The 24,727-nt window shown below is 63.7% G+C and carries 26 protein-coding genes; 12 read left to right on the top strand and 14 right to left on the bottom strand.

The features are described 5' to 3' along the window. Positions 1 to 24 precede the first annotated feature (24 nt). Together CH268_RS00110 and CH268_RS00115 are read right to left on the bottom strand one after the other, a co-directional pair. Positions 25 to 1,197, bottom strand: a complete 1,173-nt coding sequence (locus CH268_RS00110) for a site-specific integrase (RefSeq protein WP_027494235.1) — start codon at positions 1,195 to 1,197, stop codon at positions 25 to 27. 156 nt (positions 1,198 to 1,353) lie between these two features. Further along, complete coding sequence (locus CH268_RS00115) at positions 1,354 to 2,634, bottom strand: TniQ family protein (protein ID WP_255182249.1); 1,281 nt, start codon at positions 2,632 to 2,634, stop codon at positions 1,354 to 1,356. A 392-nt stretch (positions 2,635 to 3,026) separates the two neighbouring features. Between CH268_RS00115 and CH268_RS00120 the strand changes: the two genes are divergently transcribed. Next, entirely contained in the window at positions 3,027 to 3,332 is a 306-nt protein-coding gene (locus CH268_RS00120; protein ID WP_141215051.1) for a hypothetical protein, read from the top strand. Between the two features lie 8 nt (positions 3,333 to 3,340). Here CH268_RS00120 and CH268_RS00125 read toward each other — a convergent pair whose 3' ends face one another. The 7 genes from CH268_RS00125 to CH268_RS00155 form a co-directional block, all read right to left on the bottom strand. Then, positions 3,341 to 4,270 carry a DUF2637 domain-containing protein gene (locus CH268_RS00125; RefSeq protein ID WP_094661811.1) on the bottom strand — a complete coding sequence of 310 codons (930 nt, stop codon included), beginning with the start codon at positions 4,268 to 4,270 and terminating at the stop codon, positions 3,341 to 3,343. A 168-nt stretch (positions 4,271 to 4,438) separates the two neighbouring features. Next, positions 4,439 to 4,648, bottom strand: coding sequence for a hypothetical protein (locus CH268_RS00130; protein ID WP_094661813.1), 210 nt, complete (start codon positions 4,646 to 4,648; stop codon positions 4,439 to 4,441). 194 nt (positions 4,649 to 4,842) lie between these two features. Then, positions 4,843 to 5,637 carry a ParA family protein gene (locus CH268_RS00135; RefSeq protein ID WP_052058282.1) on the bottom strand — a complete coding sequence of 265 codons (795 nt, stop codon included), beginning with the start codon at positions 5,635 to 5,637 and terminating at the stop codon, positions 4,843 to 4,845. A 542-nt stretch (positions 5,638 to 6,179) separates the two neighbouring features. Continuing rightward, positions 6,180 to 7,220 (bottom strand): acyl-CoA dehydrogenase family protein, encoded by a 1,041-nt coding sequence (locus tag CH268_RS00140; RefSeq protein WP_094661815.1) that lies wholly within the window; start codon positions 7,218 to 7,220, stop codon positions 6,180 to 6,182. 147 nt (positions 7,221 to 7,367) lie between these two features. After that, entirely contained in the window at positions 7,368 to 9,206 is a 1,839-nt protein-coding gene (locus tag CH268_RS00145; protein ID WP_141215052.1) for a hypothetical protein, read from the bottom strand. Positions 9,207 to 9,540: 334 nt separating this feature from the next. Then, positions 9,541 to 9,741: a hypothetical protein gene (locus CH268_RS00150; RefSeq protein ID WP_094661819.1), complete on the bottom strand. Its 201-nt coding sequence runs from the start codon at positions 9,739 to 9,741 to the stop codon at positions 9,541 to 9,543. 133 nt (positions 9,742 to 9,874) lie between these two features. Continuing rightward, positions 9,875 to 10,891, bottom strand: coding sequence for a DUF3068 domain-containing protein (locus tag CH268_RS00155; RefSeq protein WP_094661821.1), 1,017 nt, complete (start codon positions 10,889 to 10,891; stop codon positions 9,875 to 9,877). 333 nt (positions 10,892 to 11,224) lie between these two features. On the opposite strand from CH268_RS00155, the gene CH268_RS28105 reads away from it, so the two are divergent. Next, on the top strand, positions 11,225 to 11,563 hold the full coding sequence (locus CH268_RS28105; RefSeq protein WP_255182250.1) for a methyltransferase family protein: 339 nt from the start codon (positions 11,225 to 11,227) through the stop codon (positions 11,561 to 11,563). On the opposite strand, the gene CH268_RS00165 is transcribed toward CH268_RS28105, so the two are convergent. From CH268_RS00165 to CH268_RS00185, 5 genes are all read right to left on the bottom strand, one after another. Next, positions 11,553 to 12,401 carry a hypothetical protein gene (locus CH268_RS00165; RefSeq protein ID WP_141215053.1) on the bottom strand — a complete coding sequence of 283 codons (849 nt, stop codon included), beginning with the start codon at positions 12,399 to 12,401 and terminating at the stop codon, positions 11,553 to 11,555. The two genes, CH268_RS28105 and CH268_RS00165, sit on opposite strands and share 11 nt — an antisense overlap. Positions 12,402 to 12,493: 92 nt before the next feature. Beyond that, positions 12,494 to 13,105, bottom strand: a complete 612-nt coding sequence (locus tag CH268_RS00170) for a hypothetical protein (protein ID WP_094661827.1) — start codon at positions 13,103 to 13,105, stop codon at positions 12,494 to 12,496. Next, the gene (locus CH268_RS00175) at positions 13,105 to 13,452 is read right to left on the bottom strand and encodes a hypothetical protein (RefSeq protein ID WP_141215054.1); all 348 of its coding nucleotides are present in this window, start codon (positions 13,450 to 13,452) and stop codon (positions 13,105 to 13,107) included. The genes CH268_RS00170 and CH268_RS00175 overlap by 1 nt, the downstream gene beginning before the upstream one ends. Positions 13,453 to 13,655: 203 nt before the next feature. After that, entirely contained in the window at positions 13,656 to 14,333 is a 678-nt protein-coding gene (locus tag CH268_RS00180; RefSeq protein ID WP_094661831.1) for a helix-turn-helix domain-containing protein, read from the bottom strand. Positions 14,334 to 14,592: 259 nt separating this feature from the next. After that, on the bottom strand, positions 14,593 to 15,069 hold the full coding sequence (locus CH268_RS00185) for a helix-turn-helix domain-containing protein (RefSeq protein ID WP_094661833.1): 477 nt from the start codon (positions 15,067 to 15,069) through the stop codon (positions 14,593 to 14,595). A 1,217-nt stretch (positions 15,070 to 16,286) separates the two neighbouring features. On the opposite strand from CH268_RS00185, the gene CH268_RS00190 reads away from it, so the two are divergent. The 10 genes from CH268_RS00190 to CH268_RS00235 form a co-directional block, all read left to right on the top strand. Continuing rightward, positions 16,287 to 17,363: a hypothetical protein gene (locus CH268_RS00190; RefSeq protein WP_141215055.1), complete on the top strand. Its 1,077-nt coding sequence runs from the start codon at positions 16,287 to 16,289 to the stop codon at positions 17,361 to 17,363. After that, positions 17,360 to 18,922, top strand: coding sequence for a cutinase family protein (locus tag CH268_RS00195; RefSeq protein ID WP_255182251.1), 1,563 nt, complete (start codon positions 17,360 to 17,362; stop codon positions 18,920 to 18,922). Before CH268_RS00190 ends, CH268_RS00195 begins: the two co-directional genes overlap by 4 nt. A gap of 58 nt (positions 18,923 to 18,980) precedes the next feature. After that, positions 18,981 to 19,760 (top strand): hypothetical protein, encoded by a 780-nt coding sequence (locus CH268_RS00200; RefSeq protein ID WP_094661839.1) that lies wholly within the window; start codon positions 18,981 to 18,983, stop codon positions 19,758 to 19,760. Beyond that, positions 19,757 to 20,644 carry a MinD/ParA family ATP-binding protein gene (locus CH268_RS00205; RefSeq protein ID WP_141215056.1) on the top strand — a complete coding sequence of 296 codons (888 nt, stop codon included), beginning with the start codon at positions 19,757 to 19,759 and terminating at the stop codon, positions 20,642 to 20,644. The genes CH268_RS00200 and CH268_RS00205 overlap by 4 nt, the downstream gene beginning before the upstream one ends. Then, the gene (locus tag CH268_RS00210; RefSeq protein ID WP_255182252.1) at positions 20,641 to 21,291 is read left to right on the top strand and encodes a DUF6668 family protein; all 651 of its coding nucleotides are present in this window, start codon (positions 20,641 to 20,643) and stop codon (positions 21,289 to 21,291) included. The genes CH268_RS00205 and CH268_RS00210 overlap by 4 nt, the downstream gene beginning before the upstream one ends. Further along, complete coding sequence (locus tag CH268_RS00215; protein WP_094622027.1) at positions 21,288 to 21,572, top strand: hypothetical protein; 285 nt, start codon at positions 21,288 to 21,290, stop codon at positions 21,570 to 21,572. The genes CH268_RS00210 and CH268_RS00215 overlap by 4 nt, the downstream gene beginning before the upstream one ends. 10 nt (positions 21,573 to 21,582) lie before the next feature. Continuing rightward, on the top strand, positions 21,583 to 21,819 hold the full coding sequence (locus tag CH268_RS00220; RefSeq protein WP_094650850.1) for a hypothetical protein: 237 nt from the start codon (positions 21,583 to 21,585) through the stop codon (positions 21,817 to 21,819). Between the two features lie 47 nt (positions 21,820 to 21,866). Next, positions 21,867 to 22,541 carry a hypothetical protein gene (locus CH268_RS00225; RefSeq protein WP_176457799.1) on the top strand — a complete coding sequence of 225 codons (675 nt, stop codon included), beginning with the start codon at positions 21,867 to 21,869 and terminating at the stop codon, positions 22,539 to 22,541. Beyond that, positions 22,541 to 23,410, top strand: a complete 870-nt coding sequence (locus tag CH268_RS00230) for a hypothetical protein (protein WP_249277101.1) — start codon at positions 22,541 to 22,543, stop codon at positions 23,408 to 23,410. Before CH268_RS00225 ends, CH268_RS00230 begins: the two co-directional genes overlap by 1 nt. Further along, the coding region (locus tag CH268_RS00235; RefSeq protein WP_094661844.1) for a hypothetical protein at positions 23,407 to 24,727 on the top strand (1,321 nt) is incomplete at its 3' end. The genes CH268_RS00230 and CH268_RS00235, both read left to right, overlap by 4 nt.

Genomic DNA, 24,727 nt, shown 5'->3' on the forward strand with positions numbered 1-24,727 from the left:
TCACGGGTGAAGTCACACGCCCGGTCATAGACCGAGTTCGGTGACCGCGTTGCCGACCAGAGGGGCGTGCTCGCGGGCATATGTCTCGACCATTGCGGGTGTGGTGTGCCCGGTCTGGCGCATGATCGCATGTGCATCGGCACCGTTACGGAAGGCTTGGGTGACGAATCCTGCCCGCAGGGAATGGCCGCCGAGCTGCATGACAGTCTCGGGGTCGTACCCGGCGTGAGCTGCGCGGCGGCGGATCGCCGCATGGACCGCTGCCCCGGACAACACAGTGTCGGAGAGGTTGCCGTTCTTGCGGACAGACCGGAACAGCGGCGACCGTTTCTCGGCGGTCGGCAGGGTGCCGCGGCAGAGATGGGAGTCGAATTGTGCTGCGCGAGAAAGCAGTCGAATGACGGCGGCTCTGCCCCCGGTGTCGAACGCGGCGACGATCTGCAGCCATCGCACCCACGCGCAGACCGGGCAGGATTCGTGGCAGTCGGTGAACGGAAGCGCTTTCACCGTTCCGATGCCGGTTCCGTCCTGGTCGGTCTTCGATCTTCGGATCCGTACGTGCGCACCGTCGAGACGGTCGCGGCGCACATCGCGGCATTCCAGCGCTACGAGTTCGCTGCGTCGAAATGCGCCGGTGTATCCCATCAGCAGCAGCGCGGTGTCGCGGCGTTCGAGCACCTCCGACGCCCACCCCGCTGTAGTGCGTCGGGCGTGGTCGACGATCGTGGTGATGTCGGAGGTCAGCAGCGGTGCGCGCGGGTTGCGGGGCCGCTCCCCCGCCGACGCGTAGTCCCGCCGGATACCGGCGAGGGTGGCGCGCACCATCTCGTGCCCGCACGGGTTGTCGTGTCCGGTAGCGCGGTGGCGGTCGGCGATCGCCGCAATCCACTTGCCGAACGTCGCGGCCGCGTACGCCCGCGTCCCGTCGACGGTGAGCGTGTCGGCCGCGGCGACGAGGTAGGCCGCCACTGTCGCGGGATGCGCCGGCAACGCGTGGTGCCCGGCGACGGTGCACCAGGTCTCGAAGCGTCGCCACGCCGAGGTGTAGGCCCGGCGGGTACCGGTCGAGCGGGACGCGGCCATGGAACGCTCGATCCGAGCAGCAACCTCGGGCGGTAGGTCTGGAAACACCGCCGCGGCACCCGGCACGACAGCCGGGATCGTGGTCGGGCCGTCTACGAGCTGGCGATCTGTCATGGCTGGACTGTAGCGGGCCCTCCCGACAGACTTCTCAGGCCGAAAGCACGCTGAGCAGGCGTTTCCGCGGAGACGGTGCGGGAAGGAAAATTCTCGTCGGTCACCGCACAAATAACGTTGGTGACTATGACCCCGCCACGAAAACGGGCTTCTCGGCTATCGCCGTGCGTGCGTCGCGGACGACCCCCGCTCCATCGGGCGATAGCTATGTCGGCGGATGGTGCAGCGGGATCCCTGGTCGAGGAACAGTTGCACCGTCTCATCCAGCTCCGCTGCGGTGCGGTACCCCCAGCGCAGGAAGTTGTACAACGAACTGGCGGATGCGGGATCGACGCGCGCTGCCGCGATGGCGGCCTCGGCCGCAGCGTGCGCGTCAGCCCACAAATCGCGCTCGGGTGCGGGATAAGACGAGCGCGTCGGAGCGGTCCCAGGATCGACCGGCTCATACGGTCGTGGGCTCAGCAGAGATGCGTGCGCACCGCCGGCATCGATCTCACCGCTTTCGACCATCGCAATGCCGATCGCTGCGGCCCCGAGGACTTTGCCCTGCTCGTCCCAGTGCAGGTCCTCGAACGGAACCCACGCTGTCCGGAGCGGGCGAGAACGACCGGCGGCCTTCCAGATCGCAACGAGTCTCGTCGCCCACCGTCCGGTGCGAACCAGCGGTGTGGACACTTCGTCGACGACGGTGCGCAGAAGCCGGAACCACACTGCGGCATGTACCCGGCCTGGGCCGAGTTCCACCCATCCCGTTGTCAGAGCCTCGGTGCTGCGCCGATCGAGGTCCGTGACCGCTGAGGGAACCGGAACGGGCGAGACCCGTTCGTCCGAACCGAACCGGACCTGATCCCAGAAGATTGCATGACCAGGGAAAGCAGAGCAGGGTTCGAGTCGACAACGGTGGTCGAGGCAGCTGCTCAGCACCGGATATTGGTGCAGCAGAGTCATGTTGATATCAGCAGTGGATTCGAGGCTGTCGATACATGCCGGGCATGCCCGACTGCGCGGAGTGCTCGCCCACGGCAACCATGCTTCGCTCGTGGGTGTGCGGCGTCGTCGATCCTCCCTCGCGAGGTCGGCCGGTAGCAGGATCGAGAATTGGTGGACGTAGGTGTCGAAGTCGCAGTCGGCGGGGTCGGTGCTGTCGAGCAGCCACGGTGTCCACCCCGCCAACGTCATCATCCGCACCCTCTCTACCGGGACTGCGCCGCGACCGGCCAGCTCGGCAAGTATCGGCTCAGGTGTGTAGCGGTCGAGATCCTCGACAGCACAATCGATATCGATGCCGGCAAGAAGGTCAGAGGGCCTGATGTGCGGATACAGCTCGCATATCCGGGCCAACCAGGACGAGAGGACCTCACCTGGCAGTGGCTGCGGATGCAGCGGCCACGGGCGAACGTACGCATCGTCGAGCACCGGCGCGAGCCGCGCATTCACGTGAGGTGGCGCTCGAACTGGCGGCGTCGCTCCGTGGGGCCGAGGTACGGAGTGCGCGTGAGCACCGAGGTGGAAGCCTTCTCGGCGCTAGACCCAGATGTTGAAAAGGTAGAGCGCGAGTACCGGTTCGCGCGGTACTAGAGGCCCATCCGCCGACGCTGTTGCGGCGGCCCGTCGTCTCGGGCCCACCCCTCCCGCTCAGCGCTACCCGAATGTGCATCGCGGAAATTCACTGTGACCAGAACCAATTTCTTCTCAGATTCGCGCGTTGGTCGAGGAGTGCGGACCGTGCTGAACTCACTGTGCGATCCAGGTGGATCGTTCAGTCAGAGGACAGACACGGGCACCTCAATCTTGAAAGCTGGTGACAGCACTCAACAAACGGAGGACACATGCAGAGAAGAATTTTAACGACGATTTCGGCGGCGTGCATCGCTACTGCAATGGCCTTCACGGGCGCTGGCGTTGCCGACGCCGCGCAAGGTGGGGTTCAGATCGGCAAAGCCTGGTTCAAGGTGGCCAGGTCCGAGCTTAATCAACGGAGTGCACAGGCCGCGTGTGAAGCCACCGGCGTGAGTAAGTGGAACTGCCAACCGATGGCGGCGGCGGTAAACAGGGAGCGATCCAAGAACCCGAACGCCGCGGGATACTGGGCCGAATTCTTCGTCACCGGAACGACCCGTTCCGGAACGTGGTGACTTTCGGGTCATCGCGTCGCCTCCGCGTATCCCCCGATGCGTGCTTCCAATGGCTCGGCGACTCCGATCGATGAGCCGTCCGTTGCTGTTTCGTCCTGTGGGTCGGCGCAGGGGTGGAGTGCCCGGTTCGGCGCTTTCGTCTCCGCGACTTCCATCAGGAGCTGGACAAGCTTGTCGTAGCGCCGTGTGACTGTGGAGGTGGTCACCTCGAGCATCCGGGAGACGGCGGAGAAGTTGCCTTGTACCTCGGGATGCTTGTGATAGAGGTAGACCGTTTCCCAGACGTCGTCGTTGAGTGCACCATGTGCGTCGAGTAGATCACTGAGCTGCTGAGCGCTGCTGTCGCTTTTAGGCGCGATCTGCACCTCCCCCGGGCTGTCTGGACTCGGCACGCTCTCGATCACGTTCTGCGACAAAGGCGTTGCTGCGGCGCGACTGGCGCGTGGAGCTCGGAGGATGACAGCGAGGACTTCGGTCATGGCGAGCAGGAAGACCGGGGCGATGGTCGCGATGCCCGCGGCGACGAAAGCCGGCATTACGGTCGAGGTCAACGTTGCGTGGTAAGCGTTTCCGGCTATGGATGCGCCGGCTGCGACAGCAAGAACGCAGAGGACGAATCGCCGTCCTCGTACCGTCCGCGGGTCCGTGTGGTGTGACAGAGCAATCGCGGTGACGGTGGTGGCCACAATTGCGCCGTCGAGGACTACGGGTATCACCCAGGCTCGGCCAGACTCGGTGCCGGCCATTGTGGCGAGATCCCGGAGCGCTCCGAAGGACAGCCAGAAGGACGCTGCGGCGATACCGACCGTCAGCACAATGGCAGTGGCCAGTGCGCCGATCAGCACTCGAGGGTGGATGAATACCGTGCCGGCGTGGTCGACGCTGGTGTGGTCGACGTGGTCTTCGACCGGTTCGATAGAGGTACTAGCGTTGTTCATTGATCGCAGGTCCAATCTGTGATCGACCGGCCCCGGTGGTGTGAGCGCACTATCGGGGCCTTTCGGGGTCGGCGTGGGCTTTGATACGAACGCAACGCCTAAGACGCTGCGGGGATGTGGGCGGTGTGGAACGACTCGCCCATACCCCCTATAGCGCCCATAGGGGCGCTATAGGGAAGGTGCGGCCGGGGGCAACTTGTATCGCTGGCCGTTGTTGTACTGCCGTTCCAGCTGTTCACACAACCGCTCGACTGCAGTCCTGATGAAGACCTGCTGATGCTTGACACCGGTGTATGCCTGCGTGTGGGCGATGGTGGCCTCCATTCGTTCTTTCTGAGACGAGGGCATCGAGAGCAGAATGTCCTTCGTTCCTTCCATCCGCTTGGATCTCTCCTTCGCGCCAACCTCAACTTCTGGCGTGCTCGCCGGCTGAGACGGCGGCCGAGACGGTGACGCTACCGGCGGTGTCGCGGCCTCAGCTTCGCGTTGCGCCGGTGCCGCCGCCTGCGCGAACGTGTTGCGCCGAGGCGCGCGCGCGGCGGGTAGCTGCGGTGCCGGAATCTCTTTACTCACTATGCCTTCCCTCCTGTTGCGTTGAGAATCTTTACGAAGTTTTCGTGAAGGTTGCGGATTCGTCCCGTGGGCCGGGGGTGTTCATCGAGGCCCATTCCCACGTTGGTGAGTTTGCTGATGTCGGTCAGCATCGGTATCGGCTCCCCCACGATTCGGATATCAGCCTCTTGCACGTACTCCTTGAGGTACTCCAGCGTCTTCGCATGATCGGCACGGCGACCGTCGATCTTGTTGACGACTACGCCTGCAATAGGCAGTACCTTGCCCATGTACTGCTCAAGGTCCTCGATCGACTGGCGAATAGCGTCGAACCCGTCGATTGCGTCCGATTCGGGGTTCACGACGATCAGAACGTTATCGGCAGCGAAGAGTGCTCCACGGGACACAAGGTCGATCGCGGGACGGCAGTCGATTAGGATGTGCTCGTACTTGTTTGCAACCGTTTTCAGCGCCCTGTCGACGGCCATCTCGCCGCCGGTCTTCCCCACCAGCGTGTCCATGACTGCTTGAAGGTCACTGAACCCGCTCGGCAGAACATCTATGCCTGGACGCCGCGCCTGAATGATGGCTTGCTCGGTCGAACAGTCGACATCTCGGTCGAGCACATCCGCGAGACTCGCTTCAGGCGGATCTTCGACAGTGTGACTGGTGAGATGCTTGGTCGAATTCCCCTGAGAGTCAGCGTCAACGACCAAGCAGGTTTGCTGCACGCTGGCCGCTGCGTGGGCTAGGCCGTTCACGATGGTGGTCTTGCCGACGCCACCCTTCAGGTTCGCGATCGCAGTAATTGTCATAGCGGTGTTTCTTCTCCCTCTCGTTCGTTGATGCGACCACCCTCCTCCCCCGTGTCAGGGGAGAGCCGAGGAACAAAGCAGGTGGGGGCACTTACAGGGACATATGGGCCGAAGTGGAACTAGTAGTGCTTAGCAAATAGTACGTAAGCGCAGCGTATATACGCTGTGATTATTAAAGAAGAGCAAAGCAAATAGTACCGGATATTGGGTAACGTTAGCTTACAGTACCTAGCGTATCTAGGCTAGGTACTGTAAGTACATATAATGTAATATAACTGCCCCTATGGGCGCACGGCTATTGCGTCCGAGCGCAACGGCCCGCAACAGCATGCAACTCCGGCGTTCACCACCGCTCACCAGGGAAGCGGCGCAGCATTCCGATCGCCCATATAGGCGGCCATAGCCACTAGGGGAGGTCGAAACATCTTCCACAGACGGGCACGACTGCCCCAACCGGGGGGCTGGGGCAGCCACCGTTGCGCGTCCCAGATCCAGTTGATCAGTTGAGGCAACAGTCAGCACGCGGGTTTGCGGCCTCCGTCTTACGCAACCGAGAGGTCGTACCGATGTGCCGCCTCACGTAGCAAGTGCGCCTTCATCTCCGGCGTCGTTGTACATACAAGACTGAAAGCAGCTTCACGGAAAAGCCGTTCAGGTGTCGCGCCTCGCAATATCGCTCCACTTCCAGCCTCGCTCGCCAAATGGTTCGCAACGTCCACACTGAATCGGCTTGCGGCAGCGCGCACTCCGAAGATGTCAATCTGCCGCTCGGTGATCGCGCGAGTGAGCGTGGCTCTGATCTCGTTGTGTCTCGCATCGAGGATGTCGTTGGACCGGCTCATTGCAGCCAACTCCAAGAGGGATGCCTTCGCCGTTCCGAGAGCGAGCGAGCCGTTCAAGCGGGTCACAGCCCGATCCATGTCACTCAGTTCCGAACCGTCCTTCTTTGACGCCGATGACACACTCATGACCATGTCGTCGGGTACATGAAGCCTGTCGAAGGTGAGTCTGACCGTATGTGAGGCGTGCGCGGCCGTCAGTTCTAGGCGATCACTTACCAAGCCTGAGACGTCCTCGGCGTGGGCAAGGAACGTAACTTGCTGTCCCGCTGCCTCGTCGTACGCGGTCACACCGATGACCTCGGTGAGACCGTTCCATCCCGTTACGAAGGGCGAGGACCCTGTAATCGAGTAGCCGTCAGCTACTCGAACTGCTTTGACCAGCGGCTTCCGTGGGCTGGCATAGCCACTGCCGGAAACACCTGCGCGCATGTCGCCCGTCTGCAGTGCCGTCAGATACTTAGCTTTCAAGCCCTCGTTGCTCGACGTGGCCAGACGTAGCAGCGTGCCGTGGTGTTGCGCCCATACGAATGCTGTGGCGAGGCAGCCGCTGACCAGCACTTCGCCGGTATCCGCAAGTGTCCGGATCGGATCCTGCGACTTGAACGCAAGTCCGTAGAAACCTCTGCTGCGCAGCGCGTCGAAATGAGAGGCCGGTATCACCCCCGAGCAGTCGACATCATTCGCGTCCGGGGCCAACAGCTCGGCGCGTAATTCTTCCGCCGCTACAACCCAGTCGGTCATAACCCGCCTCTCTATAGGTTTGCTCAAGCATCGCCGCACCACGCTAGCGTCGGACCGTCCTCGGATGCGGATAGCCGATGGGTGGTACGGAGCACAGCTGACAGATAAGTGGGCCGGCGACCGACCCCAAGACCCGTTTCCGAAGCGCTACGACGTATCCACAATGACCGCCCCTAGAAGGTCACCGAGTATCTCGACTGCCTCTAACACCGGATCTCTTGGCGGTGGACCAGCCTTCATGAGTGCTGCCCAAAGAGCCTCCGAATCTGCGTCGCCAGGCAGGGGAGCGGCCTCGGCAGGCGGGAAAATCGTCTGGTCGCGCGTAGCGGAGTCACGGGATGGAGCGGAGAACCGGTTTTCGAGCCACACCTGCCACACGAGCCGTTCGGCTCGGTGCCGAACAATGCGGTCGGCTACGACCATTTCCACACCGTGAGCGGCCGCTACGTCGTCCAGCGTGCGGCGTCCTAGGGTCAAGGTTGCATTGTTCCGCTCGATGAGCCCAGCAGTTGTTAGGTCCGCGAGGATCGCGTATCCGTTGGACGGCCGGAGCTTTGCAGCGGCAAAGATGTCCTCGACGTCGGTGGCCAGGCCGGCCTTGAGCAGCTCGTACACCGCACGACCACGTAGACCAAGCACGCTCCATGCCGGATGCACGGGCTCGACCCGCGCTCGCTCGATATGCACTGCTCCTGGATTCTGGATCGTCGCTGGAGTGGTCAGGGCGTAGCGGTCTGCCTCTCGCCCTGCCCCTCGCGAAACCAGCAGCAGAGGAGAGCCTGGGGTCTCTCTAAGCAGTCTTAGCCCACTCCACACAGTCGATTCCGACATCAGCCCCGCTGCATGCGACAGGCTTCGACCACCAACGGCGACCACTGGGACTCCCTCCACCAATTCCCCCGCCAACGCAGATGTGTAGGCGAGTGCCTGCACCACTGCTAGTAGGACGGGGCGTTGGCGAGTACCGAGGAATTCTGAGTCGATCCACATCTTCGCGTGAGCCAGCCATTGCTGACGAACACGGTCGTTCAAGAAGGAGCCATCCCCCCCTGTGTATTTGTTCTTGTGCGTGAGTTGATGGAATGGACGGACAATCGCTGCGGCCCAGGTCAGAGCCTTCTCCACGTCCCGTTGCAAGGCTGCGGCTGAATGAGACCCGTACTTGTCGATGTAGGCGTGACGCAGCCCGGCCCACTCTGTAGTGGCGATCGACTTCTCGATGTCCGCAGTGCTGGCACCGCGCAGGACGGCGTGGCTGATGACGGACTGGCGTGCTTCTGACGGGGATGTCCAGAGGGCTTTGTGAGCCTTGGTGAACTTGCCTGTGGCCGCGTACATCTCGACGGCATGGGGGACAGGTGTGTTGCGGTGGAAGCGCGGGTCCAGGCGTCGATCGCGTCCGACGCCGACGAGGCGTTCGTCCTGGGTGAGGGAGGCTGCGACTGCGGCCACAGGGGTTCGGTGTCGAGGAGTGGTCGCGCCCCCCAGCAAAGCGATCAGGCGCGCGATGACACCGCGGTCGGAGCGGACGGTGAAGGCGTCTATTGCGTCGTCGAGGGTGCCGTCGAGGAGTCGGTAGCCGCCCTCTCGGCATGGTGAACCGGGGGGAGTGATGCATCCCCAGTCTGCGTTGAGCATCGGTGTGGCGTCCAGGGTGACCAACCGGGCACCGAGTAGCTGCATCACCATTTTGATGTCGTCAACGCGCAGAGGCATATCGGTAGCCATGGGGACCAGAACGTGGCGGCCGCCGCTCGTCGAGCGGTCGGTGATTGTGCGCGCGCCGCATTCATGGAGCCATCCGAGTGCGCGATCGACGTCGGCGTCGACCTGCTCAGGACTGTGATGTTTGGCGTCGAAGTCCAGCGCTAACAGGCTCGTACGGCCGCGCGCATAGATCGGCACTGCGGCCGGCACGGCCGGCAGGCGCTTCGTGAGACTGCGCGAGGTATCGAACTTGCCGGTGACGGCACTCCACACACGCATGGACCGACGCGCGGCCACCAACGGCGACAGACGTATCCAAGTGTTGTCGGGTGTCGACATCGTCGACCCGACACAAGCTATAGATCTTGAATCTTCATCAGGGCGCGATGTACCCTGAGACCTGTCCAGCAAGACAGTGTCCCTTCTGGGGAATGCAACACCGAGAACCGAGTTCCTAGCTCGCTTCTCACCAAACTCGAATGCCCCTCGTTTCTTGCCCAACAAGAGCCGGGGGGTTTTTCGTGTCTCGGGTCTGGCGTGTGTCGCTGTATTTTCCTCCAGCTAGCCCTACGGAACGCCCTTCCGTATTCGAGCTGAGAGGCCTTGCGTCACGTCATGCGGAGAGCGGCAACACCTCCTGGTTCAGCTCTCGAACGAGATCGGGTCGGTCGGCCACCAGGCACAACATGTCGGAAAGGTACTGACTGACCGAACTGCATCCGGCCTCTCGCGCCATGCGCTCGATTGTCGGAATGATCTCCTCGGGCGCGCGAGCTCTCAGAGCCTTGCGCTTACCCTTGCTGTTTTGAGGCACTGGTGGTCTCCTCCGGTCTCGACGAGGGACCGTCATCCCCGCGTCCACCAATCCTGTCTCGAGTGTCGTGGCATCTTCCGCAGACACGCCGAAACTGGGCCAGGCTTCTGTCTCATTGACTGTCTGGCAGCCATCAGCGGTGAGCATCAGCCAGGGCCTGGGGCTTCTCCACTACCAGTTCTGAAGTGCGTGAATGGCGACGAATCATTACAGCCCCCAAAACGAGGCATACAACGCCAAGACCACCGGCCGTCAGCGGGCCGTAGATCTCGGCCCAATCGATGAGTCGTTTGGACTCGACTGCACGCTGCACCTGCTCGTCGACAGTGGCGGCGTCGAGCTCCGGCGACATTTCCACGATGGTGACCGCCGAGGGGTCGTCAGCGGTGCGGCCGTAGTACTGGTGAACCGCTTGCTTCCCGAAGACGATTGCACCTGTCGTGGGCTCGACGAGCAGCTCACGGCGTGCTTTGTAGAACCGGTGCATCAGAATTTCTTCGTCCCCGTCGATACCCCAGTACGACGCAGGGAGGCTGAGCTTGCCGCCGGTGTCTAGTGGCGCGATGTCCTGAACGAACCGGTAGACGTCCAGGCCGTTGATGGTGGTCTGGCCGTCGAACTGGATCTCCTGGCTGCGGCGCGCGGTCGTATCGAAGTACGGATAGGACCTCTTTTGGACGTCGAACGGAAACTTGAGCGAAAGCCCGTCGTGTGTGACTTCGTCGGCGGGTTGATCGTTGTACTTCTGGATCGACCCGATCGGATCGTCCATCGGCATCGCAGTTCTGCGGTCGGCGGTGAATCTGTCGACGGTTGCGTTGACCGTCCCTCTTTCACCAGGTCTGTCGTCTCGTTGCAACAGAACAGCGGATTGCATAGTGATCTTGTTGCTGTCGGACGGTTCTTCGACAGTGACCTGCTGCAAGACCCGGATGGGAACGTCGCGATCGACTTTCGAGACGCCCTGAATGAGCGCTTCGGTGTCGAGCAAGGTCGCGGTGCCCGTTGCGACCGTGGCGGAGTCGACGTCGAGAGGCGTCTTCACCAGCTGTGGAGCCATGTACAGGGACATTGTTGCCGAGGACGCGGCGAGAAACGCACCGACCCCCACCAGTGCCAGGCCTTTGATCGGTCGTGTCGCCGTCGTCATGCGTTAGTCCTTGAAGTTGGTCGGTACCCTGCTCGTCTCGGAGCGGCTACTGAGTCTGAGAAGCTGTGTCGCATGATCGTCAAGAGGCTGCCCTTGTTCGTGACCAGTCGACCGGCCGCTGCGGTTTTGGCTACCGCTTTCGCGGGATTTGCGTTGTCGGAGTACAGGATGGGCAAGCGGAGGCCGCGAGCGGGTTCTGTGAATCGGGACAACGGGTCCGGTAGAGCAGTTGGCCGTGGCCTTGCACTGGCGTATGGCGGAGGCCTCGTGCTGAGCGTGGCCTCGCCGGCAACCGTCGTTAGTCGGCACCCGCGAACGATTTTCGTTGCGGGATTGACCACCGCTGCACTCGGGCAGGCCCTCCGGCTGGCTTCGGCGCGGAAGCTCGGGGAGTCCTTCACGTTCAAGGTCCACACGCATCCAGAGCAACTGGTGGTGCAGACGGGCCCGTACCGGTTGATCCGGCACCCCTCGTACACGGGGGCATTGATCTGCGCGCTGGGATTCTCCATCGCGTACGGGAACTGGCTTTCCCCCGTGATGGTGTCATTTCTGGCAGGTGGATACGTCCACCGGATTCCGTCGGAGGAAGCCGCGATGCTCGAAGGGATAGGAGAGGGGTACGCCGAATACATGACGCGCTCTAAGCGCTTGATCCCGTTCATCTTCTAGTCGCCCCCGCGGAAGCGGCCTTACCGTCTTCGCCGTCGACCATCTCGACCATGAGTCGAGTAGACGCGACGGAGTTTCTGCTGGCACGCCAGGCAGCCCGCTTGGAGCTTGGGATCAGAGTGTCCGCAAGGATGGCGTTGCTTCGAGTCGCCAAGGCCTGCCACTCGTCCATGTACGCAACGATGCGTCGGTACCGCTGGACGCGAGGAAGCAGTGTCGTCCAGATATACACCCACGCAACGTATCCGGCGACGAGCAGAGGCGACATGATGAGGAAGAGCGATATCTGAACGGTGTGGTCGGTGTACCAGTTCTCTATGCCGCGGGCGAACGCCGCTAGGTAGACGATTTTGTGAACTGCGTAGAGCAGGATCATCCCGCACGCCACCGCAGCAGCGGTGAGGACGCGCGCTAGTTCTCCGGTCTTCACGATCAAGGCCATGCGGACCAACAGGTAGAACGGCACTACCACGCACAACGACAGGCTGCCGAGAAAGATGACCCAGTAGACCAGCATCCAGCCTTCGGCTGGAAAGGTCTGACTGAGGTAATAGGTAGGCCTCGACGGCGCGGGGGAGAGCAGGAATGAGATGACCAGACCGCCGACCAACGCCGTGGTGACTGCGTAGCGAGAGCGACGCGGAAAACTACGTTGGGTCGAGTGAGCCGCCATCCCGACCCATTGGGTTGCGGCGCAAATCGCCAGGGCCTGAGCTATCAGGACAGACACGTTCCACAGACCCGTCACGTCGTGGATGACGGGGTCGAGATTGTCGTCTGCCAGCGCATGAATTCTGAACATCTGCGCAATACTGAGAGTGAGCAGTAGCACAGTCATGGGGCGTGTCTGTGGCCTCCGCTTGTACAGCGGTAGGCGTTGAAGACCGAACACCAGCAACACTATTGGCAGTATCGCCTCGAAGAACGTGCTCACATTTGCCACCCGAAAATGGTGGCCACCCGGCGCAGGGTCTCCTTGTCTTTCGAGTCGATGTTCTCCGGGTAGAACGGCTTGCGTAGGGAATCGGCGCGGGCAAGCATGAGTGTGCCGAGCCATTCGGCCTCTGCTTCGATGGGCTGAAGGAAGTCCGGGACTCGCGTGAAGCACACCTTCGCCCGTTGTTCCTCGGCAAGTGCGCTGATCATTGTCCTCGGAATGGCAGGAGCCATCCTCATGAACGATTCGACCAGAATGTCTTCGGTGACAACAACATCGGCATCATGACCGAGAAGTATGTGTGCGACTTCGTGGAGGATGCATTGTTCACGAAAGAGCGGATCTACGTCCGCACGGACGTAGATGACATCGACCGGGGCAGTTCGTACCCAAAAGCCCGAGACCTCGCCGCTGTCGCTCAGATCGTCAGGTAGATCGAGGATCACAATGACGCGGCCGATCTTGAACCCAACCTCGGCAACGAATCGGTCGATCGACCAGGGTCTCGTGAACTGCAGTTGCAGTGTGTCGAGGAAGGATCTGGCACGTAGCTCGGGGTCGCCGATAGTTCTCGCTGCAGCGGCAGCGTCTCGGACCGAGCTCATTATGTCGATTCGCCGGCCTCGGCCGGTTCGTGCCGATTCTGCTTCTCGAAACGTCCGTGCGTGTCCCGGACCAGCTCGCTCAGACGCTCAGCGATCGACGGAGTCAGTTGCGGTACGCGAGTTCGTAGAGCAAATACCGTGGCCTGGGAGTTCCGAACGTTGTCGAAGTAATCGAGCTGCGCGTTGTAGTCCATCTGCTCAGCAGTGGTGCCGACCAGGTAGGTAACCGGCGACTCGAAGAAGGTGGCTACTGCCTCGAGGACGTCTCGTTCGGCGGCGTCGACCGCCTGGCTGCGGAGCACTTTCACTTCTTCGGCAGTGACGTGGCGGCCGACGTTATTGCTCACATGCGCCGCGACCTGCGGGTCCAGATCATCGGGTGTCCCCAGATGTCGGAAGCCCCCGAATAGCCTGCTGATTCGATTGTGTAGCGGTAGCTGGCTGTCCATTGTGGTCTGTTCCTTCCGAACGTTCTCTCCCCGCGGAGTACTACGAGAGGCTTGGTCCCGAGCAAGCACCCTTGCCCATTTCCTGCGCAACTTCAACTGCTTCACTCGCGCTCCGCCCATCGCTCCTGGAACCTGGCGTCCAGCTCGTCGTCGATGTCGTCGTGCCGCCCAGCCAGCCAGCGACGGTAGAGCTGTTCTTCGCGCTCGACCGGGTCGTAGTCGACGGCGGGTTTATCGAGGAGGGGGCCGAATGCCATCTCCGCCATCGGAGGGAGGGTTCTCCCAGGGCCCCCACTTCGTTCTAAGACCGCGGTGGCATACCGTCCGGCTACGCGGGAAACAAAGGCGTTGAATCCCCCGACGACCTGGTCGAAGTCTTCTAGTGGGGGATCCGCGCCATGACAGCTCTCGTGCGCGGCATTGAGCTGCCGGTGCAGCCCGAACAGATTGTTGATTTCGTCCAAAGGAAGCACAATCGCATCCGGCTCGGCGGCGGCACTGCTCGATCTGGAGTTTCTGTTCGACAGGCTCTCCAGGGGGACAGGATCGCCACCGGCGAGAACAGCAGCTGCGCTCCCTTTGCTCCACCGCAGGCCTTGGTCGAGCTTCCTGAGCACGGCCGGACTGGGTGCCCGACCGAGAGTGTCGTTTTCGATGTTGCCAAGTGTGGTGTCCGACGGTCCACCAGCATCACGGACCTCGAACCTGGTCAACGCAAGCCTTGCCCGCCGCGCCGCCACCACCTTGCCAAAACGGGCCAGGTCGTCTGTTTCCTGCATTGCTGCATCCTATGTCCGATTAGCAAAAAAATCGCAATTTCTGGATCAATGTACCGGACTGGCATCGAAGCAGCTCAGAACTACAGGGATGTCGTTACACACAAGCTGGATTTGCAAAAATTTTGCTTCTAAGTTGCTCTGTTTTCGATCGCCGGTACATACTGCACTCATGCCGTCGCTCGCCGCGCAACACCCACCGTCGCTGCGGTCCACGACGTCGACTCAACGACGTTGCCGATTCAGGAACTGGCGAGCCTCGTCACGCTTGAACGCCAGCCGGCCTGTCTCGCGCACGCTCGTAACTGCGAACGAGCTCGTCGATCCCTATGTCGAGCGCCGTAGCGAGGCGGCGAGCATTCTCATCGGTCAACTTCACCTCGCCGCGCTCGATACGGGCGATCATCGACGTACTGATACCCACCTGCTGGCCCAGCTGCGGCTGCGTAAGCCCGAGAAGGACGCGCCAATCTCCAGGGAAGCGCTGATCCCTGGGTACGTCGACAAGCTCACTGATAGGCAGGCCGAGGGTCTTCGCAACGAGGGCCAGGGTGTCGACCTGAGGACTCCGAGTGCCGGATTCCCATTGCTGGACGGTGGCACCTCCGAGCCCGGACTTGCGTGCGAGATCCGCCCGGCTCATGCCTCTACTTTCACGCAGCGACGTCAGCCGTGCTGGGTCGAACCCCCGCAAGACGCGTCGACTCACTGTCGCATTCCGTTCATTGCTAGACACCATGCCGCACCTCCACTAAGGTCTAATCTGTGCATGACCTTAAACGATGCAAATGTCGTGATAGGTCGAACCGCTTTATTGCCCTGGAGGACAGGCAGTTGCCCTCCACCGTCGCAAACGTGGAGGTGGCGACGCCCCTGATCGAAAAAGGGGCAGAAGCAAAGCAAGAGAAACCCCGGGTGCGTAAGTGATTGGCGTCCGAACGCCCCGGGGTCCCGTATCTGCGAATGACAACTGCGCCTGAACGCACGACACCCGCAGGCCTACCAGCCTAGGTGCACAGCGCAGTCCAAACGACTGGAGCACCCATGACATCGCAACTGAAATCGCGGCCGTTACCGTCCCGCCCGCTCGTTCTCATGCCCCCACAGAACCGGCTAGAGGCAGATCAGTGCGCCTCCCTCACGACCGTTGCCGGTATCGGCCTCGTCGGGTGCTCGCACAAAGCTGGGCACGAATGCGAGCGACCCCACCAGGAGATCGACGAATCGACTGCCGAAGTTCTCACCGAGTGGTTGCCGACCTCGCCCCCTACGGAGCTGATCAGTACCTCCGGAATACGAAAAGTCGCGTAACGACCCGAATCTTGAACTCGACTCCTGCCCAACAAGTGTCGAGTTCGAGGACGTGAGGGTAATCCCAACGCCCTGGGTTACCAATCGCGTTCCCACAACAGGGGAGGCGGAGAACGTACGGGGACTGAAAGCGATTGTCTCGGCTCTTTCTCCGCCCCCCGTTGTGAAGTCGTGAGACGACGATCGCGTCCGCAGGTCGGGACTGCGCTCACGTCTCATCCGATGGACCGGCGCGAGGGTCATGCATTGACGCTTCGACCTCATCGTGTGCCGAACTGCGTGACCCCGCCGGGACATCGACCCTCTGTCCAAATTCAAAGTCGAGGAAAGGATGTAGCGACTCACCGTGTGGATCTTCCAGCAGCTGTGGATTTGGCCCGTCCTCTTCGGCTGGCTCTGACTGAGGACGTGGGGCAATCGAATCGACATCCACACATGCCGATGCGATTGCCCCACATAGCCTCCCTGCTGGTAAATAGCTGAATTGCTCGACCGATCTAAGACCCAAACTTGTTGTAGATCAACAAATTTCGAAGGAGCTACATCACCATGCCGACTCACTCTTCGACTAAAGCACGCCACCGTGCGATCCCTCGCCCTGTCACAGCGTCAGCGACAGCAGCGCTCACTTTGACGGTGGCCGCGATGTTCACCGGCGCTGGATTCGCCGTTGCCGCGCCAGGGCAGCCCGGGGTGACCACAGAAATTCCCGGCGGCCAGCCGAGCGTCACTGCACCCTCCCCTGCAGTGCCGCAGCAAGATTCAGGCACGACGGCGGACTGGCAGTACGTCGGCCCGTACGTGCCACCGGCGGAGTACCGCAACGCACCGACCCGTTCGGTTCCCAACTACAACGCGCCGGTCTATTACAGCGAACCCACCGTCGAGCAGACGCCGTCGACGCCTGCTCCAGAGCCCTCGACCGACGCTGTACCCGAACCGTCCAAGGACGAGACGGTCGTAGCACCGGGTACGCCGGTTGCTCCGATTCAGGCCCCGGACAACACCGTTCGTTTCGGTGCTATCTCCGGCGAGAAGCCAGGTTGGTTGAGCCAGGACGACGCGGACCGTGTCAACAACACCGCCGCTGTGCTCGAAGCCCAGGGCGCGACGTACTTCAACAACCTCGGTATCCCGACGACACGCTCGGACCGGATGGCCGCCGGCACCACGGCAGGCGTCCTCATCGGAGGAACGACCTCCGCGGTCACGACCTACGCAGTCGTAGCACCAGCGGCGATCTTGGCCGGCGGCCTGATCGGCGGCACCATCGGCGGCATCACCGGCGCAGGAGTCGGGTCGGTTCTGATCCCCGGTGTCGGAGCTGTCCCGGTGGGTGTCGCCGCCACAGCCGGTGGTGCAGCGATCGGTGCAGCGGTCGGCGCAGCTGCAGCACTGATTCCAGCGGCCGGTGTCGGCGCAGCCGGAGCGGTCATCGGCGGTGTCGTCGGCGGCGCATACGGTGCGGGCGAAAACCTCGGTGAAGCACCTTCGCCCGCCCCAGCACCTGCACCTGCCCCAGCACCTACTCCCCCGCCACTCGCGGCCCCGGTATGGACTCCTCCGGAGGCAGCGAGCATCGCACCCGCGCATCCGTTGGAGGTGCGGGAGATCGTCGCTGCGCAGCCGGGCGGTGCCGATGCACTCGCCGCTGCCGACAACGTTGCAGCGCAGGCGGGATCGTTCCTGGATTCGGTTGCCCCTGCTGGATGGCACCTGTGACCTCGCGTCCTCGACTCCGCGTTGCTCGCGTGGCGTTGGCTGCGGCCGCCACTGTGGCGGTCGTGGTCAATGCCACGTCGCCGGCGTTGGCTGCTCCGAGCGAATCGGGCACGGACCTCATCACGGGGCCGTGCCCGGCGCTGTTCGCCCTCGGCGTGCAAGGGACCGGGGAGTCCGCCCCCGATGCCGCGCCGACGACCGACACCGGGATGCTCTCGCAGGTCTTCATGCCTCTGCTCGCCAAAGCCGTATCCGGTGGTACCGAGCTCGCTGGGCGGGCGTACGTGCCGTACGACGCCGGGTTCGGCGGCGCGGTGCCCGGCGGCAACGTCCCCTACACACAGTCGGTCGAGGGTGCGGAGACCAGCATCGACGCCATGGCTGCGGAGGTCGCTGCCGCATGCCCGGAAACGAAATTCACCGCCGCCGGCTACAGCCAGGGCGCTCACGCGGTCTCGACGTGGGCACAGAAAGTCGGAGCCGGTCAGGGGTCGATTCCGGCCGCCAAGCTCGTCGGGGTCGCCACCTTTGGCGACCCGACTCGGGCCGTGGGTGCACCGCTGTTTCCCGGTGCACCAGGGCAGACGACCCCAAAGCCTGCACCGGGCACCGCAGGGACAGAGGTCTCGAAGATCGAGGCCCTCGACCAGAACGCGCCGACCGGTGGAGGTATCGCGCCCACGTCGGACACGGTGAGCAACTACGGCGCGTTGACCGGCCGGGTCGCGAGCTTCTGCCAGTCCGGAGATCTCGCGTGTGACGCACCGTCGGATTCGCCGATCCTGCGGGTGGTGACCAACATCGCCGGTCAGTCCGAGCTCTCGGCCGGTGACCCGGTTCGGTCCCTGTCCTCGGTTGCGGAAGCGTTGGCGATGACCTCGATCAAGACGGCAGTGACGGTGGTCAACGAGGACATCAAGGGAACGACGCTGGCGAACCTGTCGATCGCTCCGAAGAAGTCCCTGTCCGAGCGTCTCGCGGTGGCATCGGATCCCAATACCCCGCTACCGACTGCCGACCAGGCGATCTCGGCTCTGCTCAAGGTGGGGACGATCGGGTTCAACGCCGTGAAAACGGTCGCGAAAGAGATCCTGACGCCGGCGAATATCGCCGAACTCGCCACAGTCGGGATGTCCAACCCCGTCGCCGCGGCCGGGTTGCTCGGAACCAAGCTCCTCGGCGCGGCCGCCAAGCTCGTTCCCCCGGCCACGACGTCGCGGTTGACCAACCAGGCCTTCACCGCTGTCAAAGACAACATCACCGACAACAAGGACCTGTTGAACCTGGCGACCCTGACGAAGTACTCGTCGACCATCGCTCAACACGGCTCCTACGGGTCGACACCGACCACCCCGACAGGTGAATCGGCGACGGAGTTCGTGACCGACTGGTTCGTCGCGCTTGCCAAGGACCTGGCTAACGGTTCGACCGATACGGGCGGCATCGACGCCGACCTCAGCTCCCCGCTCCCGAGCACTGCGATCACCACCACCGCCGTCGTCACACCTCCGGCCAGCAGCAGGCCGACCACGACGACCCCGGCCGCTCTGCCGAATTGAGAAAGCCCCTGGCGCACACCTGCTGTGCGCCAGGGACTCTCGAAGAGAGGAACCAAAGATGATGACATACAACAACGAAGCATCGACCTCCCTCGACTCTTGGTTTCCGCCCTTCGATCCCCTCGACGCCACCCCGGTGGCTGATCCCACACCGCCACAGGACGTTCCAGCAGACAAGACCGATGACACCCGCTCCGCCGACGACGGGTCGCACTGGCTTCTCGCGCCCCCACAGCCCGTCTCGACCGATACCCCACGCCCCGCTCGACGCCGCTCCGTCAACGCCCGCGCGCTCGGCATCACCGCGGCGGCCGTCGCGATGACGATCGGTGTCGGAGCACTTGCGGTTTCTGCCTTCACCTCCGACCAAGACACCACGCCCGAGATCGAGGCCGTGTCGTCGACCCCAGCCCCGACATCCGAGCTGCCCGCACCCACGACCACCACCGCTGCGCTCGCCCAATCCTGGTGCCCCGAATCGGTGACCGACGGCGTGGTGACCGGCGCGGGCCCGGGCGGTACCACCTCGGGAAGCGCAGCAATCCTGGCGTTCGAGCACGCCTACTACGTCGAACGCAGCGGCGCGGCCGCCCGCGAGATCCTCGCCCCGAACGCGCAGTTGAAGTCTGCAACCGCCGACGAGCTCCAACGCGGCATCGACACCATCCCCGCCGGTACCGAGCACTGCGTGAACATCCGGGCCGCCGCCCCGAACACCTACGCCGTGACCCTCGAGCAGCGCTACAGCGACGGCACTCGCACCACGGACAAACAGACCATCAGCACCACCGACGCCGGTGGCCGCACCTTCATCACCTCGATCGGAGCAGCACAGTGACCGAAGAGCGCGCCGAATGGATGAGCGAATGGCTCACCCCGCCCCCAGAGAGCCCGTTACCCGACCCCGCGGACCAGGGCGCACGGGTCCTTCCCCTACGTGCTCACCCCGAACCGGTGCCCGCCCCCGAACCGATACCACCGATGACTCTGGTCCTCGGTGCCTGCGGGGGCGCAGGAGCGAGCACCACAGCACTCGGACTGGGCAACGCATGGTCTGCCCGCGGCCACGACGTGGTCGTCGTCGACGCCACACCTGCAGGCGGTGATCTGGTCGAACGCGGCGCAGATTCCATGGTCAGCGACACCGTCATCGAAACCGCCTTCGACAGCTCCGACCCCGACAACGTGCCGGCCTCGGTCGCCGACTGCACCTCCGCGACCTCGGCAGGAGCACACATACTCGGGCGCGCCTGGCTGCAGTCGGTCGAGCCGGCATACCGGGGCATCGATCGCTACCTCCGCAGCCAAGTCGACACCTCGATCTACGACCTCGGACACCGCGGGTTCGGCCGCGCCGCAGCCGATCCACTGCGGTCCGAGCCCTGGGCGGCGATAGTCCTGGCCGTCCATGCCCGCGCCGATGCCGTCAATCGGATGCGCGCGGCACTGGAAACCATCCGCTACACCGCCACGGATGCAGGCCCACTGCGCACCATCGTCGCGATATCCCACCAGCTCCCGGGAACACCGGGAATCGACCTCAACGAACTCCGAAACCACCTGCACGGCAGAGTGTTCGCCGTCCTCGACATCCCCTACGACCCTCACCTGGCCACGGGGCTGCCGATTACGGCCGACGAGCTGAACCCAGCGACGTCCGCCGCCTACGAGCAGCTGCGGGCAAACACCGTCCGCGCTGCCGCCGGAGGGCAGGACCGGTGAGCATTCCCCACCTCGCGACCTCCAGCGACCAGACACCCCGCAAGTCGGGAGATCTCTCGATGCGCCTACCCGAACGCGAGCTCCCGATCTGGGACAGGCCGATACCACTACCGGATCGTTCCCCGTCCCCGATGCTCTGGCTGCTCGGTGCACACGGCGGTGCGGGCGTGAGCACCCTCGCCCACGTCCTCGCTCCCGCCGGCGACTGCGGTGACCGCTGGCCCGGCGGGTACGGAAAGCAAAGTCCCTACGTCGCGATCGTTGCCCGCGAGACCGTCTCGGGACTGGTCAAAGCGGGTGAACTGCTTCGTCAACACACCGCAGGCCACGGCGGACCCTCCACGATCATCGGCCTGATCACCGTGGCCGACCGACCGGGTCGAAAGCTGCCCAAACAGATCCAGCAGACCCGCGACGTCGTCACCGCACTTGTCGGCCGCGACTGGCGCATCGGCTGGGTCGAGCAATACCCACTCGCGCGAGATCCCAGCGGCCTGGCGGTCTGGTCACCGTTCGATCCGCAACCGGAGAAAAAGCGCAGTGCCACAGACGTTCCCGCCGACATCGCCGCCGTCGGATCGGAACTACGCGAGGCCATCCTCCTCGACGTTCAACGCTCCACCACCCCGACAGAAGGAAAGCCATGATCCTGCACAGCCTGCACACCGGAATCGACATCCTCGCCCAGATCGAGCTCACCCCCGAAGCGCCCCCGAAGTCCGACGGCTTCCTACGCCTGGGTCGCTGGCTGCTCTGGTTCGTCGTCCTTGCCGGGGTGTGCGCACTGGTCTACGGCGGCGGAAAGTTCGGCTGGGAGAAGTACAACGGCGGGTCGTTGGAGTCGCCGAAGATCGTCGTCGGAGCCCTGATCGGCGGTGTCATCGCCACCAGCGCCGGCACCATCATGAACACCGTCGTCCTCTCGTGAACGAGGACATGTGAAGACACCACCGCCCGAGGTCACCGAACCATTGGTGCAGTTGCTGCAGTATCTGCTCTGGTTCGCCTTCGCGATATTCACCATCCGATTGATCTGGGCTGCAGGACGTTTGGCGTACGCCCGCAATCAATCTCCCCACGAGACCGACGCCGGTCAGTCGATCGTGGTCACGCTCATCTCGGCAGTGTTCGCCTCTGCCGCAACCGGTATCGCCGCCGCCCTGTTGACGTTCTGACCATGCGAGCGCACGAGCATCGCGTAACGAAAGAGGTATCTCCGATCATGACCGCATCCACACCCGGCGACGGGGCACCCCGCACCCACGGGGCACGAGCATGGATAGCCGTTGCGTTGCTCGCAGCGACGGTGGCCACGGCCTGCAGCTCCGGCGACACCGAGGCCACCGGTCCAGCGGCTCCGACCACGTCGACGGCCCCGGATCCGTCCGCACCACCGACCGGGGTGCGGTGGCAGGACTACCAAGGCATCGCATTGCCTGTCGGCGATCAGGGCCCGTCCCTCAATTCGGGAAGCGGCCCAGTCGGCGGATTCACTCACGACCCGCAGGGTGCGGCCCTGGCAGCACTGCAACAGACCGTGCGGATCTCGGTCGCTCCCGACTACCAATGGCCATCGGTGGTCAATGCTGCGGTCGCTCCCGGACCTGCGCGTGACTCGTTCGCCGTCAACCGGCAGCTGATTTCGATCACCGCACCCCCTGCCGCTGAAGAGCGGCCCTCGATCGCCGGGTACCGGATCACCGACTACACCGCCGAGCGGGCGGTTCTGACGATCTACACCACCTTCCCGGACGATTCGATCGCCGCATCCGACACCGCCGTCGTGTGGTCGGGCGAGGACTGGCGGCTGCTGCTTCCCGAGCCCAGCGACACTACCGTCAGAGTGCGCTCGATCACCGAAGTACCCGCAGAGGCAACACCATTGGAGAAATCGTGATGAGCACAGCCCCGCGACACAATCCCGTGCCGTCGTCCCCGGGTGACGACGGACAGGTCCTGGGCGGACGCCGGTGGACGTTGGTGCTGTCTGTGATTGTGATCGTTCTCGTCGTCGTCGGCGGCACCGCGGCCGTCCTGATCAACCGCAGCGCCCGCGAGAGCGCCGCGCCGCAACCCGACGCCGCCAGTCCCGCCGCGCCGCAGCCGACCCAGAGCAACCGCACCGACTGGGGACTGCCCTACCTCGACGAACTCGGCTTCCGCGTCGAGGTGCCCCCGAACCCGAACGGCATCGCCCTCGACCAAGACCCCGGCACTCGCCCCGATCCCAGCTCCGCCGACTACCAGAGCGCCCCGCCTGCCGGGGTGATGTGGCAGAAAGTGCAGAACTATCCCCTCCCGTTCTCCGCCTCCGACGGGCCCACCGCAGTCGACGGTGCCCTCGCCACCGGCTTCGCTCGAACCCCACAAGGCGCGGCACTGGCGGGACTGCAGCTGGTGAACCGCAGCCAATCCACGTTCGAGGGTGCAGCGGCAGTGATGGGTACCCGAGCGGTCGCCTCGACCCCCGAGCTGCAGACCGAGCTCGACCGCAATCTCGCCAACGCCCAACGTCAGATCGCGGCCGGCAACACCGCGCCGCCGGCCAAGCCATTGTTTCGACAGGAGGCCTACCGCCTGACCTACTACTCCTCGGATTACGCGGTGATCGAATACGCCGGCAAGAACGTCTCCGGCAACGGCTGGACCACAGTGCCGATCGAGCTGCTCTGGCGCGGCGGCGACTGGTCCCTCAAGCTCGCCGAGGCGCGCAAGGTCGGCAACACCCCGACGTTGGCGGGGTGGACGCAATGGCCCGGCAAATGACGACCCTCACCCTCCGGTACCTCCGGACGACCGCAGTGGCACTGGTGATCGCGCTTGCGGTGATGCTGACCGGCAGTGCGATCGCGGCCGCGCAGGAACCCACCCCGGACGACACGGCACAGACGGACTCGGCGCAGACCACCGCGTGCGACACCGCCGGCGACGTCGTCGGGGACGTATTGGGAACGCAGTTGCCGGTTATCGGCGATCTGATCGGCGGCGCGAGCGGCGCACTGTGCGCCGCGGATGGCAACCCCCTCGACGCAGCCAAGAACTTCGCCACCAGCCAGTTCGCGGAGATGTGGGAATCGCAGTTCGGGGAGATCGTGCAGTCGATCCTCACCGGCATGGCGCAAGTACTGACCATGGCGATGACCTGGTGGATCAAGATCCCGAACCCGGATCTGCAGAATTTCACTCCGTTGCAGACGATCTCGGAGTACACGGGCTGGATACAACTCGCACTGCTGGTCGCGACGATCATCTTCCTGGCCTTGCGTCTGGCGGCTGCGCGTCGTCACGCACTGCTCAACGAGGCCGAAGAAACCTACAAGGCCCTCTCCCGCACCGTCATTGCCGCCACGATGTTCTCCGTCGTCGTCGCTGCGGGAACCCGTGCAGGGGACGCGTTCTCGGACTGGCTGATCACCGATACCTCCAACCGTGACCCGGTGGGCATGGTCGATTCGATGCTCTCGATCAACTCCTACGGCAGCGCCACCCCGGGGCTGATGTTGATCATCGGGTTGGTCGGACTTCTCGGCGCGATCGCGCAGGCAGTGATGCTCGTGGCCCGCCAGGTGCTTCTCATTGCCGCTGTCGCGGCCGCACCGCTGGCGGCCGCGGCCGGAGGTACCTCGGTCGGCTCGCAGTCCTACGAGAAGATCGTGGCCTGGATCATTGCGTTCCTGCTCTTCAAGCCCGTCGGCGCACTGGTCTACGCAATGGCGTTCCTGACCGCACAGAACTCGGCGAACGTCACCGAGGGCGAGATCCCCGACATCGACCAGCTCCAACAATCGCTGCTGGGCATCGTCATGCTCACCATGGCCGCAGCGGTTCTGCCCGCGATGATGCGCCTGTTGGTCCCGGCGGTCGCGGCCGTCGGCTCGGGCGGATCCGGTGCCGCCGCAGCAGGAACAGCCCTGATGGCCGGAGCTGCGGTCGCCACGGGCGGAAAGTCCATGGCCGCAGGCAAAGCAGTCGGTGGCGGCAGCGCAGGCGCGGCAGCGTTCTCCGGAGGGACCGGTGGTGCCGGACGACTCGCCGGCGGCGGCGGTGGCGGCGAGTCGTCCGGCACCACCGGTCCCTCCGACA

Source organism: Rhodococcus sp. 06-1460-1B (assembly GCF_002258475.1).
In the GTDB taxonomy this organism is placed as follows: domain Bacteria; phylum Actinomycetota; class Actinomycetes; order Mycobacteriales; family Mycobacteriaceae; genus Rhodococcoides; species Rhodococcoides fascians.

Excerpts from the sequence above, each read along its gene's own strand:
- CH268_RS00110 (WP_027494235.1), bottom strand. The coding sequence starts at position 1,197 with ATGACAGATCGCCAGCTCGTAGACGGCCCGACCACGATCCCGGCTGTC.
- CH268_RS00120 (WP_141215051.1), top strand. The coding sequence starts at position 3,027 with ATGCAGAGAAGAATTTTAACGACGATTTCGGCGGCGTGCATCGCTACT.
- CH268_RS00125 (WP_094661811.1), bottom strand. The coding sequence starts at position 4,270 with ATGAACAACGCTAGTACCTCTATCGAACCGGTCGAAGACCACGTCGAC.
- CH268_RS00130 (WP_094661813.1), bottom strand. The coding sequence starts at position 4,648 with ATGGAAGGAACGAAGGACATTCTGCTCTCGATGCCCTCGTCTCAGAAA.
- CH268_RS00135 (WP_052058282.1), bottom strand. The coding sequence starts at position 5,637 with ATGACAATTACTGCGATCGCGAACCTGAAGGGTGGCGTCGGCAAGACC.
- CH268_RS00140 (WP_094661815.1), bottom strand. The coding sequence starts at position 7,220 with ATGACCGACTGGGTTGTAGCGGCGGAAGAATTACGCGCCGAGCTGTTG.
- CH268_RS00145 (WP_141215052.1), bottom strand. The coding sequence starts at position 9,206 with ATGCGTGTGTGGAGTGCCGTCACCGGCAAGTTCGATACCTCGCGCAGT.
- CH268_RS00155 (WP_094661821.1), bottom strand. The coding sequence starts at position 10,891 with ATGACGACGGCGACACGACCGATCAAAGGCCTGGCACTGGTGGGGGTC.
- CH268_RS00165 (WP_141215053.1), bottom strand. The coding sequence starts at position 12,401 with ATGACTGTGCTACTGCTCACTCTCAGTATTGCGCAGATGTTCAGAATT.
- CH268_RS00170 (WP_094661827.1), bottom strand. The coding sequence starts at position 13,105 with ATGAGCTCGGTCCGAGACGCTGCCGCTGCAGCGAGAACTATCGGCGAC.
- CH268_RS00180 (WP_094661831.1), bottom strand. The coding sequence starts at position 14,333 with ATGCAGGAAACAGACGACCTGGCCCGTTTTGGCAAGGTGGTGGCGGCG.
- CH268_RS00185 (WP_094661833.1), bottom strand. The coding sequence starts at position 15,069 with ATGGTGTCTAGCAATGAACGGAATGCGACAGTGAGTCGACGCGTCTTG.
- CH268_RS00190 (WP_141215055.1), top strand. The coding sequence starts at position 16,287 with ATGTTCACCGGCGCTGGATTCGCCGTTGCCGCGCCAGGGCAGCCCGGG.
- CH268_RS00200 (WP_094661839.1), top strand. The coding sequence starts at position 18,981 with ATGATGACATACAACAACGAAGCATCGACCTCCCTCGACTCTTGGTTT.
- CH268_RS00215 (WP_094622027.1), top strand. The coding sequence starts at position 21,288 with ATGATCCTGCACAGCCTGCACACCGGAATCGACATCCTCGCCCAGATC.
- CH268_RS00225 (WP_176457799.1), top strand. The coding sequence starts at position 21,867 with ATGACCGCATCCACACCCGGCGACGGGGCACCCCGCACCCACGGGGCA.
- CH268_RS00230 (WP_249277101.1), top strand. The coding sequence starts at position 22,541 with ATGAGCACAGCCCCGCGACACAATCCCGTGCCGTCGTCCCCGGGTGAC.